Below are 15,627 nucleotides of genomic sequence, written 5' to 3'. Positions count from 1 at the left end.
CCTTACTACATCAACTATCTTCTCTCTACGGTTAAATAGCCAGCCATAAAACATCCCATTTTTAATGGTTCAAAGAAACTTTCCATTGCTTCATTAGCGAATATTTTTATAGCTATACTGTCTAGCTATAATAAAATCTGCACCTCAATTATTGGTAATTTAGCCCAACGTTTGAGGTGCAGATTATTTTTTACCGCACTTTTAGTTTTAGATATGATTAGAATTCAAATTGAACTGACATTCTATAGTTTCGTCCAGGTGCATAGAAACGGTTTATACCTAATCCTGTTGATTGTTCTATAACATTACTTGTTCCAAATGAACGAATTGAACGCGCAGATTCCCAAGTGATGTATTTACGATTTGTAAGATTATATACGCCGGCTCTTATGGTTAAGTTTTTAACTGGTTGCACATATCCAATTAAATCTAGAATAGTATAAGATTTACTGCGCCATTTTATGGTTGTATCACGTTCACCACGTTCTTTAGCATAAATATTATAAGTATCTTCCGGATTTTTACTTGCTACATGTGTCGTATAGAAATCGAAACCAAATTTATGATCTGGATGATCATAGCCTAAACCATACACCATCGTTTTAGGCTGAATTGCATTCATAGGAATATTGCCATTCATTCTTCCTTTTTGATAGGTGTATTTATAGCTTAAGTTAAACCCATTCATAAATTTTGCCATCTTACCAAGGAATAGTTTTGAATTAATTTCAATACCTTTTACAGACGCATTATCTCTATTTATATTTTGATAAAGAGAAAATGGTAATGAGCTACCTCCGCTACCTAAAGCAAAATCTTTTTCCCCTTTAAATATTAGGTCGATAAAGTTTTTATAGTTAGTTTTAAATATGCTTGTAGAGATAAATCCCCAATCATCATGATGTAAAGTTAATGCGATTTCTTTTGTTTTTGCTATTTCTGGTTTTAAATCAGTATTTGGCAGAATAGTAAAATCTGGATGTTTAAAAGTGAAATACATTTCATCTGAAGTTGGTGCTCTAAAACCTTTAGAGTATCTAAGTTGTAAACGAAGATAATTTGTTGGATCAATCGTTGAAACAAAACTATAAGAATGCGCTTTATATTTTTTCTTTTGGCTTGCAATATAATTTATATTATCTATAGCATTTTGTTTAATTTGTTCTTCCGTTGGATCATAGTAATGACCTGGATTCCACGAAATCTCAGGGCCTTTAGGCAATGGGATATATAATCCTTTTACTATATCGTCTGGTAATTTTGGTGTTGAACCAGATATGTAATGTGGTTTATAACCAATGTTGTCATAACGATAACCCAAATCAAATGATAAATAATCATTGATAATGATATTATCAAAGAAATAAGCTGATTTACCTGTAGTTGTCACAGGTAATAAGAATGAATACTCTGGATCAACTCGAGGACAAAGAAAGGCATTCCAGGTAGATGATCCTTCACAGGTTTCTGGAGTTTCTTCTGATGTGTACCAGTCTGTTTTAAGGCCTAGAGTACGTTCAGCCCACCATTTTACATCATAAGCATCATTACCCGCTCTATTTACCATTTGTTTTATTGTTTTACTATATGATGCACCATATTGGAGATTATGTTCACTATGTAAACTTGTAAATGACTTTGTTAAATCCAAATTAGTTTGCTGGGTATTGGTATCAAGATCTCGTTCTTGCCATAGGCGTTCTAAATAGCCTTTACTTGGCAAGACTATATTATCTCTCCAGGTTGCTTGAGATGATTTAGCAAAAGTTTTTCCATTCTGTTCAAATTTTTTATCTAACATCAAAGGCATTTTTTGAATATCGCCAGACCAACCTACAGTTCTCCAGTAAGTTATAGGTTTTGTACAGTCATAAAGAGAGCAATCAAACCAATATTCATCTCCTCTTTTTAGAGTAAAACCGTTAGTTTTTTCAGAATTATCTGTATCAATATAGGTGTCTTTATTTTTTAATTCGATATCAGTTCCATCTCGTCGAGTAATTTTTCCATCTTGAAGCTTTATTCCATGTGGATTGGCTGTTTCAAGACAATTACTACCATCACAGTATTCGTCAGTTCTTGCTCTCGTTTTTATTTTTTGTTTTGAAAACGTAATTTTTAACGTATCCCAAAATAAGTTCGTTGAAAAATTTTCGTAAGAAAATGAGAAATTACTTCGTTGAGTTTTATCATTTGTATGTCTAGATTCAACTTCAGGGGTCTCATTACCACTACGTTGATATTTTAGTGTATAGGATAAATCTTGCCCACGAGAATGATGTTCATATAAATCAGCTGATGCCGTAAAACGATGGTTTTCAGTAGGATTAAAAGATAATTTTAATAATGTACTGTCTTGCTCAATTTTGTATGGGTCTGCTTTTTCTCTACGTTTACCTTGGACGAGACTATCCGCATTTTTATAATCATAGTTTTCAAGTTCATGCCCATTTCTTCTTGTTGCAACCACTAAGGCATCGAACTTTTTATAACGTCCAGCAAGAGTAAGGGTATTGAATGATTGATTATTTTCCGTAGCGTATCCCGTTTTGTAGCTTACATAATAGTCCTTGTTAAGGAGATAATCCCTCGCATCTTTTGTTTTATAAATTACAGAACCACCTAAGGAACCACTACCATTCTTAATAGAATCAGCCCCCTTGGTAATATTTACTTCTTTTAATGTTTCAATTTCTGCACCATTACGAGTGTTATTGAAGTTACCATAACCTTCAAAAAGCTCTTTAAAGCCTTGAGAAGATAATGTTTCAGCTTGTGCTAATCCATCAATATTAATAGAAACTCGATTTTCATCAACGCCACGAATGGTAAAACCACTGTTACCAAAACGTCCAGCTTCAACAACAGTGACACCTGTTTCATATTTAACGATATCTTTGATATTTTGAGCCTGCTGTTTTTCTAAGCTTTTCGCTGTTTTTACAGTTTCGGCAATTTTGGGAGGTGTTTTCGGATCGTTATGTTCGGTAGAACCAGATACAGTAATTTGTTCTAGTTGTTCAGAAGCATTATTATCGCTGGCTCCAGCATAAGCAACACTTGCCGTCAGCCCAAGCATAACGGAATACGCAAGCAGATTTAATCTAAAATTGGTCATTTTTTCCCTCGTTAAAGATAATATGTAAATTAAATTATGTATTTAAATTAACCGCACATACTATCACTACTATTAGTATGTGCGGTTTAGGTAAGAGTACACCTAAAATTCTAATTGAATAGATGCTCTATAATTTCTACCTGGTGCGTAAAAACGATTTAAGCCTATACCTGTTTCAGTATCTATTCGGTTGATTGTACCGATAGTTCTAATGGATCGGGCTGATTCCCAAGTAAGATATTTTTGATCTGTTAAATTATAAACACCAGCTGTAAATGTAAGGTTTTTAATTGGTTTCCAGTAAGCAATGGCATCTATCACAGTGTAATGCTTATTGCGCCATAATGCTCTTCTATCAATAACTTTTTCGTTACCATTTACTGTTTTTGCTGGCACTGTTTCAATTGCACCAGTATTAATATTTTCTGCTTGACGTTCAATCATGCTATGCCATTGAGGGTTAAAGCTGTCTTTTGCCTTTTTGGCTGAGACGTCGGTAATATAAAAATCTAATCCCCATATTTTATTAGGTGAATCATAACCTAAATTGTATACGGATGTGGTCGGTTGCAAAGCATTCATTGGCTGGTCTTGCAAGACCATATTCATATATTTAGGGTTATGTTCTAATAATTCTTTATATCCCTCTAATGGTTTACCATCTTTTATTCGACCTTTTTGATAAGTCAATTTATAACCCAAATGGAATCCTTCTAATTTTTCAATAAGGTCTCCTATTTCTAGATGAGTAGAAATTTCGATTCCGTTTACTTTTGCCTTATCACGATTCAAACTTTGATAGAATGGATAATAAGACGATTTACTTTGATCAATTGGACGTTCACCTAAATATGCCAAATCAATAAAATTCTTATAATCGGTTTGGAATAAATTAGTAGTGAAATAACTACGTTCTCTATAAAAAGTAAAAGCGATTTCTTTTGTTTTAGCTTTTTCTTCTTTTAAATTAGTATTTGGTAAAAGTGAAAATTGAGGATGTTTAAATGTTATATACATTTCATCAGGCGTTGGCGCTCTAAAACCATTAGAATATTTAAACTGTATTCTTAACCAATCTGTTGGATCCAAGTTTAATCCTAAATTATAGGAATGGTGCTTAAATGCTGTTGATTTTTGAATTGCATTTAAATTGTCTTGTACATTTTTTATATAATCGGGATGATTATAATTATACCAGCCACTGCCTCCAGTTAATGCACTATCTGGAATAGGGATCATTGTACCAGCTAATAATCCACGTGGAATTTCAGGATCTTGCCCTAAGCGATAATGTGGCAAATGTCTAACATTGTCATATCTATAATTTAAATCAAAACCAAGCCAATTTGTTACTGTAAAATTATCACCTAAATAAAATGCATGGTTTTTAGTTTTAACAGGGATTAGGTAACTAGAGCTTCCTGCAGCACTTTCTTTAAGTTTGCAACCAGGCCACTTATTTGGATATGGAGTATATTGAACTGGGAATGTTCCAGAAACAGGCTCATTGCATATGAAATTATCCGCCCACCATTGAACATTAGCTCCTTTATATCCCTCTTTATTAACCATATTTTTTTCTGTTTCAGAATATAGTCCACCATATTGCACTGAATGGTTAGTTTTACCTAAAGAAAATGACTTATCAAAATCAAAGTTCAATTGTTTTGTATTTGTATTTAAATCACGATCATTGTAGTAGTTATTACTATATCCTCGGCTATGGGGTAATACGTAAAAGACTTCTTCTGACTGAACGCCCCCCCATGAGTTTGGAATTGATTTTGTCGGAATGTAACCATATGTTTTCCCATTTATAGACTTAGTTTGAATATCTCTAGGTTCAAATAAATATTTTTCATTATAGTTCTCATCATTTTTAATAAAAACTTGATATTTTTTTGAACAATCTAATTTACTACAGTCTAATAGCAAATGTTCTGTACCCACTTCACGATAATCAAAACCACTAATCTTATTACCGTGGGAATCGGTGTATTCAGATTCAGTACTCCAACCTTCTTCAACTCCTTTCCCAGTAATATATCCCCCCCATTTATCTTTTATTTTATAAGTGCCATCAGAACTATCTAATTTCAATCCTTGCTTATTATCAACATCAATACAATTTGTATTGTTACAATATTCATCACTACGAGCTTTATTTTTAATTTTTTGAGAGGAATAAGTTAGTTTAAAGTGATCCCAAAATGGAGTTTGTGTAAAGTTTTCATAAGAAAATTGGATATTTTCTCGTTTAGATTTATCGTGTATAAGACGTTCTCCTTGACTGGTTTCAGTATTGACATAAGAACTAGGACGTAATGAATAAGATAAATCTTGTCCATCAGTTTTTAATGTTGATTTATCAACAGCTACACTAAATCGATGATTTTCTGTTGGTTCAAACCCTAATTTCACTAACGTACTATTACGGGAAATGGAATAAGGATCTGTTTTTTCTCTTTTAATTCCGACAACCTTATCGTCATAATTTTCATAACCATAATTCTTCATTTCATTGCTATTACGCTCAGTATGAACAATTAACGCATCAAACCCTTTATATCGGCCAGCAGCAGTAAGAGACACCGTATCTTGACTATTCATACTTTGAGTAGCACGTTTAATACTAAAGTAATGATCTTTTCCTATTAGATAATCTCTAGCATCTTTTGTATCAAAGATAACCGAACCACCCAATGCCCCACTACCTGATTTTAAAGAGTCAGCACCTTTGGTAATGGTCGCTGTTTTAACATTCTCTATTTCTACATCATTACGAGTATTATTAAAATTTCCATAGCCTTCAAATAGCTCTTTAAATGCTTGTGAACTTAAAGTTTCAGCTTGACGAAGTCCATCAACCATAATACCCACACGGTTTTCATCAACTCCTCGAACAGCATAACCACTTGCTCCTGTTCTTCCTGTTTCAACAACGGTAATACCAGTTTCATAACGTACCAAATCTCGAGAATCTGAAGCCTGTTGCTTAGAAAGTTTTTTAGCAGTAATTTGGGTTTCACCAACTTTTTTTTCTTTCACATTTATTGTTTCTGTATTCCCTGAAACATTAATTTCCTGCAGTTGTTCAAGTTCGTTGGCGTAAACAGCTCCTGCTGTCAGTCCAAGCATAATAGAATACGTAAGTAAATTTAATCTAAAGTTGGTCATATTTGACTCCATAACAAGGGAAATGATAATTATTGCTAAATAATGGTACAAGAAAAAATATTTTCTCACAATACTAAAAGTATGTTTTTGATAAAGATCAAACAATAAAAATTATTCTCATTATGCCCTATATTTAAATGTACTTGTTCTCTATAATACAAGCCATCGATTGTTCATGTTAGTTGTAGGGTGGGCTTCAGCCCACCAACAAACAATCGTGAGATATTTTGGTGGTCTGAAGCCCACCCTACATTAAGTATGCATAATTCTATGCGTACTTCTTTTTTAGGAGCAATCATTATGATGATAGATAAACGCCTAATTAACACTGTGGCCGATAGTAAAAAATGGATTGGTGTCACGGTGTTGTGGAATTGGGTGGCGTTAGTTGGCGGGATTATTAGTGCCGTCGTGTTTTCTTATATTTTACAAGCCGCTTATTTTAAAGAGTTGACGATGTCAAGTGCGGTGGGTCTAGGTGTAATTTTAATTGCAGCATTGGCACTGCGTGCTTTTGCGGGTAAAAAATTAGTGCAGGCGTCTTATTTTGCCAGCACAAAAGTGAAGCATGAATTGCGTAGCCTCATTTATCGTAAATTGGCTTCTATGCCGCTTAACCAAGTGAACCAGCAATCCACTTCAAGTATTATCCAAGTGGCATCAGAAGGTGTAGAACAGCTTGAAATCTACTTTGGGCGTTATTTGCCGCAGCTTTTTTATAGCTTACTTGCACCGCTTACACTCTTTGCTTTCCTGATCTTTTTCAGTTTTAAAACAGCTATTATTTTATTAATTTGCGTGCCGCTTATTCCGATGTCGATCATTGCGGTGAATAAAATTGCGAAAAAACTCTTGGCAAAATATTGGTCCATTTATGTGGGATTAGGCAGCAGCTTTTTAGATAACTTACAAGGTTTAATTACGTTGAAAATCTATCAAGATGATGCTTATAAAGCGAAAGCGATGGATGAAGAAGCAGAGCATTTCCGCAAAATTACCATGAAAGTGCTTACCATGCAGCTTAACTCAGTTTCTCTTATGGATTTACTTGCTTATGGTGGCGCAGCAATCGGGATTTTAACCGCACTATTGCAATTCCAAGATGCACAACTCAGCGTCTTAGGCGTGATTTTATTTATCCTCCTTTCCTCCGAGTTTTTTATTCCGCTTCGTTTGCTCGGTTCATTCTTCCATGTTGCGATGAATGGTAAAGCGGCTTCAGATAAGATCTTCACATTACTTGATACGCCAGTGGAAACCCAACAAAGTGCGGTAAATTTTGAAGCCAAAAATAACGTTCAAGTGGAAATTAAAGATTTACATTTTGCATATTCTGCAGAAAAACCAGCCATTCAAGGGTTAACTTTAACGATTCAACCAAACCAACTTTCTGTATTTGTGGGTAAAAGTGGTTGCGGTAAATCAACCTTAGTTTCGTTGTTGATGGGCTTTAATAAAGCGCAACAAGGTGAGATTTTATTTAATGGACAAAACGCCTCTGAAATAGACCGCACTTCTTTCTATCAAAAAGTATCGTTGGTGAGCCATAGTAGCTACGTGTTTAAGGGCACGCTGCGTGAAAATATGACGATGGCGAAAATTGATGCAACAGACGAGCAAATTTATGCGTGTTTAGAACAAGTGAATCTTGCCCACTTTGTACGTGAAAATGGCGGATTAGATATGCAGCTATTAAGCCGTGGTGCAAATTTATCGGGCGGTCAGATTCAACGTTTAGCCTTAGCACGTGCTTTATTGCACAATGCGGCGCTTTATATTTTTGACGAAGCAACCAGTAATATTGATGTGGAAAGCGAAGAAATTATTTTGCAGTTTATTCAACAATTTAAACAACAAAAAACCATTGTGATGATTTCTCACCGCTTGGCAAATGCAGTAAATGCAGACTGTATTAACGTACTTGACCAAGGCAAATTGATTGAGCAAGGCACACACGAAACCTTAATGGCAAAACAAGGTGCGTATGCTGAGATGTTCCAACAACAAAAAGATTTAGAACAAATTAGAGAGGTGGCAAATGCGTAAAAATGGTTTTGTTGTAATGGGGCATTTGTTGAAATTAGTGACCCCACTGGCGCATATCATGGCGTTTACCATCACGATGGGAACGCTCGGTTTCCTGGCTGCCATCTTTATTATGGTGCTAGGTGCGATGGGGTTAGTGAATCTTCTTAACTTTGACACCCATTTAAGTTTTTCTGGAATTTTGACCGCACTTATCGTATTGGCGGTGGCTCGTGGTGCATTGCGTTATTTAGAGCAAATGTCTGGGCACTATATTGCTTTTAAATTATTGGCATTATTGCGTGACAAAGTGTTTTCTTCTTTGCGCCGTTTGGCTTTTGTGAAGTTGCAAGATAAACAAGCTGGGCAATTAGTGTCATTGGTGACTAACGATATCGAATTACTCGAAGTTTTCTATGCGCACACCATTGCGCCAATTATGATCGCGTTCTTTACCTCTGCGATTTTATTGTTGGTCTTTGCGCATCTTTCTGGTTGGTTTGTACTTGTGGCATTGGCTGCTTATTTAACAGTGGGCGTGATTTTACCGATTATCACCACCAAATTAGCACGTGAAGATGGCAGACTCTATCGTGAATTAGTCGGCGAAATGAATGATTTCTTCCTCGACAGCGTGCGTGGTATGAAAGAAATTCAGCTTTTTGGTTATGCAAAACAACGTTTAGCAGAAATCCAACAACGCAGCCAAAAAATTGATACGGCTTTTGAGCGCATTAAAGACCAAGAAGCGAAAGTGCGTGTTTATACTGAAGTGGCCGTATCTGTTTTCAACATCATTATGCTGTTTACTGGCTTAATTTTATTTAGCTTAGATAAAATTGATTTCTCAGCCTTTTTAGTTGGTGTGATTTTATTAATGTCGAGCTACGGGCCAGTTATCGCCTTAAGTAACCTTTCAAGCAACTTATTACAAACTTTGGCTTCAGGTGAGCGAGTATTAAGTTTATTAGCGGAAGAGCCAGAATTAAAAGATGTAGAAAGTGCGGTCGATTTAAAAGATGTTTCTCGCATTGATGTTGAGAATGTAAACTTCGCTTACGGTGAAGAACAAATTTTATCGGATGTCAGCTTATCTGTGAAAAAAGGTGAAATCTTGGGTATTCACGGCAGAAGCGGTAGCGGTAAAAGTACTTTGTTGAAATTGCTGATGCGTTTTTACGATCCAAAATCAGGTAGCATTAAAATTAACGGCGAAACTTTACCGAATATCAACACTCGTAGCTTGCGTGACAATATGGCGTACATTACTCAGCAAACCTATATTTTCAACGAAACCATTGAGGAAAATATTCGCCTTGCGCGCCGTGATGCAACGTTAGAAGAAATTATGGAAGCGGCGAAGAAAGCCTCAATTCATGATTTCATTTTAAGCTTGCCACAAGGTTATCAAACAAAAATGACGGAGTTGGGCGGCAATCTCTCTGACGGTGAAAAACAACGTATCGGTATTGCCCGAGCATTCTTGCATAATGCACCGATTATCTTGCTTGATGAGCCAACCAGTAATTTGGATAGCTTAAACGAAGCAATGATTTTGAAATCATTACTCAATGTTAAAGCTGAGAAATTGATTATTCTAGTTAGCCACCGCCAGTCTACGATGGCAATTTGTGATCAGGTAATTGGCATAGAAAACGGCAGAATGTCCTAAACTAAGACAACAAAAAATCGCACTGTTAAAGGTGCGATTTTTTTGTTAGAAGAGACTGATATTTTAAATAGTGTAGACTTTTTATTTTCACCGCACTTTTGAGCTATTTCCTCAATTTAACTAACTCTACCTGATGGTTTTCACCTTTTGTTAGAATTAAATTTGCTCGCTCACGGGTGGGAAGAATGTTTTGATTGAGATTTAACCCGTTAATTTCATCCCAAATTTTACTTGCTGTCGCAACAGCCTCTTCTTTTGATAAGCTTGCGTAATGCTTAAAGTAAGAATTAGGATCATTAAATGCACTTTCTCGGAATTTTAAAAAGCGTTTGATGTACCATTCTTTCAGTAATTTTTCTTCTGCATCGACATAAATAGAGAAATCAACAAAATCTGACACAAAGGTTTGATTGGTTTTGTTATTGCCTGTTTGAAGAACATTTAATCCTTCTAAAATGAGAATATCGGGTTTATCTACCACATCAAATTCATCGGGAATAATATCGTACGTTAAATGAGAGTAGATTGGTGCTGTCACATTGCTTTTACCTGATTTTACATCTGCTAAAAAGCGAATGAGTTTAGGTGTGTCATAAGAAACGGGAAAACCTTTCTTTTGTAAAAGATTCTCTTGTTTAAGCTTGTCTAATGGATAAAGAAATCCATCTGTTGTGATGAGATCAACCTTTCTTTCAGTTGGCCAATGAGAAAGCAGAGATTGTAGAATACGTGCTGAAGTGCTTTTCCCAACAGCAACACTGCCAGCAATACTAATTATGTAAGGTGTTTTGGCATTATTTCTGCCTAAAAAGCGATGTAGTACCGTTTGGCGATGTAAATTTTCATCAATGTAATAGTTAATAAGACGAGTTAACGGTAGGTAAATCGTACTTACTTCATCTAATGAAAGGTCTTCATTAAAACCTAAAAGCGGTTTCAGATCCTGTTCTGTCAATTTTAATGGCACGGATTTACGAAGTTCTGCCCATTGTTCACGATTAAAGCTTAAAAAAGGTGTTTGCTGAGTTGAAAATTCCACAATAATTTTATTTGATAGCTAAATAAACGAAGAAAAATATACTCTATAACCAGCATGTTCGCATTTATTTTTCAGTAAATTTAATAAGATTTGGTTAAAAATTCACATTTTTGCTTGTGATTTAAACGAACACGCAAAAAAAATAATTTTTTTAGAAAAAAAACTTGTCACGAAAAGTTTTTTCCATATAATACGCCTCACTTGCTTACGACACGCCGACTTAGCTCAGTAGGTAGAGCAACTGACTTGTAATCAGTAGGTCATCAGTTCGATTCCGATAGTCGGCACCATTCTTTCGTACACAAGTATTCATTTAGCGTGGAGGGGTTCCCGAGCGGCCAAAGGGGGCAGACTGTAAATCTGTTGGCTCAGCCTTCGAAGGTTCGAATCCTTCTCCCTCCACCATCTTTTAGATGAATCCTGATGGGACAGACGAATTTAGGACTTGCGGGCATCGTATAATGGCTATTACCTTAGCCTTCCAAGCTAATGATGCGGGTTCGATTCCCGCTGCCCGCTCCAAACGCTGATATAGCTCAGTTGGTAGAGCGCACCCTTGGTAAGGGTGAGGTCGGCGGTTCAAATCCGCCTATCAGCACCATCCTTCAATTCTCTTTCCTTCATTTAGAATAAACAATTTTATTGGTTAATGTGGTTTTATTTACCCATCGATAACCGTGTCTATTTAGAGGGACTCTTTAAATGTCTAAAGAAAAATTTGAACGTACAAAACCGCACGTAAACGTGGGTACAATCGGCCACGTTGACCACGGTAAAACAACTTTAACAGCAGCAATCACAACCGTATTATCTAAACACTACGGTGGTGCAGCTCGCGCATTTGACCAAATCGATAACGCGCCAGAAGAAAAAGCGCGTGGTATCACCATCAACACTTCACACGTTGAATACGATACAGCAACTCGTCACTACGCACACGTTGACTGTCCAGGACACGCCGACTATGTTAAAAACATGATTACTGGTGCGGCACAAATGGATGGTGCTATCTTAGTAGTAGCAGCAACTGATGGTCCTATGCCACAAACTCGTGAGCACATCTTATTAGGTCGCCAAGTAGGTGTTCCATACATCATCGTATTCTTAAACAAATGCGACATGGTAGATGACGAAGAGTTATTAGAATTAGTAGAAATGGAAGTTCGTGAACTTCTTTCTCAATATGACTTCCCAGGTGACGATACTCCAATCGTACGTGGTTCTGCATTACAAGCATTAAACGGCGTAGCAGAATGGGAAGAAAAAATCCTTGAGTTAGCAAACCACTTAGATACTTACATCCCAGAACCAGAGCGTGCGATTGACCAACCGTTCCTTCTTCCAATTGAAGACGTGTTCTCAATCTCAGGTCGTGGTACAGTAGTAACTGGTCGTGTAGAGCGTGGTATCATCCGTACTGGTGATGAAGTAGAAATCGTAGGTATCAAAGATACAGCGAAAACTACTGTAACGGGTGTTGAAATGTTCCGTAAATTACTTGACGAAGGTCGTGCAGGTGAAAACATCGGTGCATTATTACGTGGTACCAAACGTGAAGAAATCGAACGTGGTCAAGTATTAGCGAAACCAGGTTCAATCACGCCACACACTGACTTCGAATCAGAAGTGTATGTATTATCAAAAGAAGAAGGTGGTCGTCATACTCCATTCTTTAAAGGTTACCGTCCACAATTCTATTTCCGTACAACTGACGTAACTGGTACTATCGAATTACCAGAAGGCGTGGAAATGGTAATGCCTGGTGATAACATCAAGATGACAGTAAGCTTAATCCACCCAATCGCGATGGACCAAGGTTTACGTTTCGCAATCCGTGAAGGTGGCCGTACAGTAGGTGCTGGTGTTGTAGCGAAAATCATCAAATAATTGATGTATTCTTAAATGTCTTAAAGACAGAAAGAAGACAAAAGAAAGTGCGGGGAAAATTCTCCGCACTTTTTGTTTATGGTAATATCTGATAATTCACTCGAGTATTTACTAGATTATTTGATTTTTATAGTGATAGCTGTGGTGAATAATTCTCTGTGATTTCAACAAGTTCTTCTATTAAAATTAATTTTATCTTGCTGCTTTGAGGTAAAAGTGCGGTGAGATTTCTTGCTAAAACATCTTGTTCTAACATCATACAATTCGCCTTACATCTAGCAAAATAATCAGGGTATTTTACTGCCAATAACACACCATCTTGCCATAATACTACCGCATCTTTTTCTGTAATATATGAAAAATAGTCATCTAGTTCAGTTTTGGGATAATCTGATTGAGAAAATGTATAAAGCATAATATTCCTTAGAAAGTGAACAATTTTTCTGCTTGACTAAGCTTTTCTATCAATAAAGAGCGGTCAATTTTTTCATAAGATAGGATGAGTTGCTTATCCTCTAGCTTAAATTTCTGTAAAGATTCCGTGCATATAAAGCGTTGTTCTACATCATATAAATCTAATAATTTAAAGATTCTAATGAAGTCTTTCTGTTGAATGAGTTCAGGTTGTTGATGATTAATAAGATTTAGTACACCATCATCTATAAAAAATACGCCAATGTCATCTGGATCACAAAAAGCTGTTGCGGCAAGAATTGCATCTAAGCCTTCTCGTGAAATGGATGTCCCATGTGGCGATGTGCGAAATAAAAAGGCTATCTTCATAGGGTTATTACTCGATCTGCTTTTAAACTTGCTGTCATAAATTCACCAAGGCCTGCAATTGTGAATCCCTCTGCAAGATTGTAGTGATCTGTGGTTGATGTGGTTAAGTTATCGACGACGCCTCGTCTTTGAGATGCTGCAACACATAAATGCAAAGGAACATTGTGGGTGATGGAAAACATTTGCCAATGTTTTTGTAAATTAACTTCATCATTGGCTGGATACACTAATGCATTTCCGTTACTCACGCCATCTTGAAAGAAAAAAATCTGTGAGATTTTGTGTCCTTTTTTGATTAAGGCGTCTGCAAATTGATAAGCTAAAAATGCCCCTTGCTTTCCGTAAATAGGGCTTTTGACGGCGATAACATAGCGCATTATTCTTGCTCTTGTTTGATTTGGCGGATGTAGAGGTAAACCGTATGTCGGGAAATATCTAAACGTTCTGCGACTAAATTAATCGCATCTTTAATATCAAAAATACCTTTTTCGTAAAGAGAAAGGACGATTTGTCGGTTTTTAGTATTATTAGCAACAGAGCGATCTGCATTGACTTCTTCTATTGTTTTTTCAATAGTCTGCGCAACCAAGTCTTCCACAGAACTCGCAAAATTAACCGAAGATGTTTCATTCGTATGCACCGTTGGCATAAAGCATTGCAAAAATTGAGACATGGGCACATCTAAATTAATATTGATACAAAGCAAACCAATAATACGTTGAGTTTTATTGCGAATGGCAATAGTGACTGATTTCATCAGTACGCTGCCTTTTGCTCGTGTAAAATAAGGCTTTGAAACACTTTCGCTTTGCATATTTCGTAGCGAACGTAAGGCAAGATCGGTGATTGGCGAACCAACTTGTCGATTAGTGTTATGTCCGTTAGCAATACAAATAGCAGAATGTTCAATATCTTCTAGAGAATGAAGCACGATTTCGCAGTGTTCGCCAATCAGTGCGCTGACACCATCAACAACCGCTTTGTAGGAGTTTATGATAGTGCGATCTTCGTCGGTGAAAGGATATTTGTCGTTTAAAGTCATGGTGTTAGGTTAAAAGTGCGGTAAAAATTCCGCTCGTTTTTATAATAAAAAGCACGCGTTAAAGAACGCGCGCTATTAAACTCATTAATTATTTTGTAGCTTTTGGATTGACGTCTAATACTTCCACATCAAAAATTAATGTTGAATTTGGTGGAATAGATGCGCCAGCACCTTGTTCGCCATAGCCTAATTCAGGGGCAATGACTAATTGAATTTTTCCGCCTTTTTTCACTAATTGAAGACCTTCAGTCCAGCCTTTAATTACTTGATCAAGTTGGAATTCTACAGGTTGACCGCGCTCTACGGAACTATCAAACACTTTTCCATTTGGTAATTTACCAGTGTAATGTACTTTAACTGTATCTGTAGCTTTGATTGCATCGCCTTTACCAGCATTTTCAATTTTATACATTAAACCAGATTGTGTAGTTTTTACATCTTTACCTTTAGCAAATTCAGCACGGAATTTATCACCTTCTTCTTTTGCTTGTTTAGCAATCGATTCTGCTTTTGCTTTTGATGCAGCCATTAATTTTGCCTCAATAGATTCTAAGGTTTTTTGGATTTTTTCATCTTTACGAACATCCACTTTGCCTTCTAAGGCATCTTTTAAACCATCTAAAATACGCGCATTATCATATTTGATGACTTCTTTGTGTGAATCTACAAGATCTTTCATTTGGCCGCCCATGAGCACACCCACGGCATAAGATGCCGCTTTCTCATCGAATGCGCTATCCTCTGCAAAAACTTGGCCAGAAATCACCGCACTTACCATTAATGCTGCGATAGATAATTTTTGAATTTTTAACATATGAGTTAATCCTTTATAATGAATGGAATAATACAAGGAATAGATTAAATGGCTTTCTATCTATTCTCAA

11 protein-coding genes and 4 tRNA genes are annotated in these 15,627 nt (G+C 36.3%); 7 read left to right on the top strand and 8 right to left on the bottom strand.

Annotated features, from left to right (window positions below; translation table 11 throughout):
- Positions 1-217 precede the first annotated feature (217 nt).
- A complete protein-coding gene (locus tag DV415_RS08155; protein ID WP_118790879.1) occupies positions 218-3,118 on the bottom strand; it encodes a TonB-dependent hemoglobin/transferrin/lactoferrin family receptor in 2,901 nt (966 codons plus the stop codon).
- A 102-nt stretch (positions 3,119-3,220) separates the two neighbouring features.
- On the bottom strand, positions 3,221-6,295 hold the full coding sequence (locus DV415_RS08150; RefSeq protein ID WP_192879113.1) for a TonB-dependent hemoglobin/transferrin/lactoferrin family receptor: 3,075 nt from the start codon (positions 6,293-6,295) through the stop codon (positions 3,221-3,223).
- 300 nt (positions 6,296-6,595) lie between these two features.
- On the opposite strand from DV415_RS08150, the gene DV415_RS08140 reads away from it, so the two are divergent.
- Positions 6,596-8,341 (top strand): ABC transporter ATP-binding protein/permease, encoded by a 1,746-nt coding sequence (locus DV415_RS08140; protein ID WP_118790877.1) that lies wholly within the window; start codon positions 6,596-6,598, stop codon positions 8,339-8,341.
- Positions 8,334-9,992 (top strand): ABC transporter ATP-binding protein, encoded by a 1,659-nt coding sequence (locus DV415_RS08135; protein ID WP_118790876.1) that lies wholly within the window; start codon positions 8,334-8,336, stop codon positions 9,990-9,992. The genes DV415_RS08140 and DV415_RS08135 overlap by 8 nt, the downstream gene beginning before the upstream one ends.
- A 103-nt stretch (positions 9,993-10,095) precedes the next feature.
- Here DV415_RS08135 and coaA read toward each other — a convergent pair whose 3' ends face one another.
- Positions 10,096-11,031 carry a type I pantothenate kinase gene (gene coaA, locus DV415_RS08130; protein WP_118790875.1) on the bottom strand — a complete coding sequence of 312 codons (936 nt, stop codon included), beginning with the start codon at positions 11,029-11,031 and terminating at the stop codon, positions 10,096-10,098.
- Positions 11,032-11,245: 214 nt separating this feature from the next.
- On the opposite strand from coaA, the gene DV415_RS08125 reads away from it, so the two are divergent.
- From DV415_RS08125 to tuf, 5 genes are all read left to right on the top strand, one after another.
- Positions 11,246-11,321, top strand: a tRNA-Thr gene (locus DV415_RS08125).
- Between the two features lie 30 nt (positions 11,322-11,351).
- Positions 11,352-11,436: transfer RNA gene (locus tag DV415_RS08120), tRNA-Tyr, on the top strand.
- Between the two features lie 42 nt (positions 11,437-11,478).
- A tRNA-Gly gene (locus tag DV415_RS08115) sits at positions 11,479-11,553 on the top strand.
- Between the two features lie 3 nt (positions 11,554-11,556).
- Positions 11,557-11,632: transfer RNA gene (locus tag DV415_RS08110), tRNA-Thr, on the top strand.
- A gap of 101 nt (positions 11,633-11,733) precedes the next feature.
- Positions 11,734-12,918 (top strand): elongation factor Tu, encoded by a 1,185-nt coding sequence (gene tuf, locus DV415_RS08105; RefSeq protein WP_005646706.1) that lies wholly within the window; start codon positions 11,734-11,736, stop codon positions 12,916-12,918.
- A 127-nt stretch (positions 12,919-13,045) separates the two neighbouring features.
- Here tuf and DV415_RS08100 read toward each other — a convergent pair whose 3' ends face one another.
- The 5 genes from DV415_RS08100 to fkpA form a co-directional block, all read right to left on the bottom strand.
- Positions 13,046-13,333 carry a DsrH/TusB family sulfur relay protein gene (locus DV415_RS08100; RefSeq protein WP_118790874.1) on the bottom strand — a complete coding sequence of 96 codons (288 nt, stop codon included), beginning with the start codon at positions 13,331-13,333 and terminating at the stop codon, positions 13,046-13,048.
- Between the two features lie 8 nt (positions 13,334-13,341).
- Entirely contained in the window at positions 13,342-13,701 is a 360-nt protein-coding gene (gene tusC / locus DV415_RS08095) for a sulfurtransferase complex subunit TusC (RefSeq protein WP_118790873.1), read from the bottom strand.
- Positions 13,698-14,078 (bottom strand): sulfurtransferase complex subunit TusD, encoded by a 381-nt coding sequence (gene tusD, locus DV415_RS08090; protein ID WP_118790872.1) that lies wholly within the window; start codon positions 14,076-14,078, stop codon positions 13,698-13,700. Before tusD ends, tusC begins: the two co-directional genes overlap by 4 nt.
- A complete protein-coding gene (locus DV415_RS08085) occupies positions 14,078-14,743 on the bottom strand; it encodes a helix-turn-helix transcriptional regulator (RefSeq protein WP_118790871.1) in 666 nt (221 codons plus the stop codon). The genes tusD and DV415_RS08085 overlap by 1 nt, the downstream gene beginning before the upstream one ends.
- A gap of 88 nt (positions 14,744-14,831) precedes the next feature.
- A complete protein-coding gene (gene fkpA / locus DV415_RS08080) occupies positions 14,832-15,557 on the bottom strand; it encodes an FKBP-type peptidyl-prolyl cis-trans isomerase (RefSeq protein WP_118776369.1) in 726 nt (241 codons plus the stop codon).
- Positions 15,558-15,627: the final 70 nt, after the last annotated feature.

This window comes from Haemophilus haemolyticus (assembly GCF_003490595.1).
Classification (GTDB): Bacteria; Pseudomonadota; Gammaproteobacteria; order Enterobacterales; family Pasteurellaceae; genus Haemophilus; species Haemophilus haemolyticus_L.
This window is presented reverse-complemented; position numbering and strand designations above follow the sequence as displayed.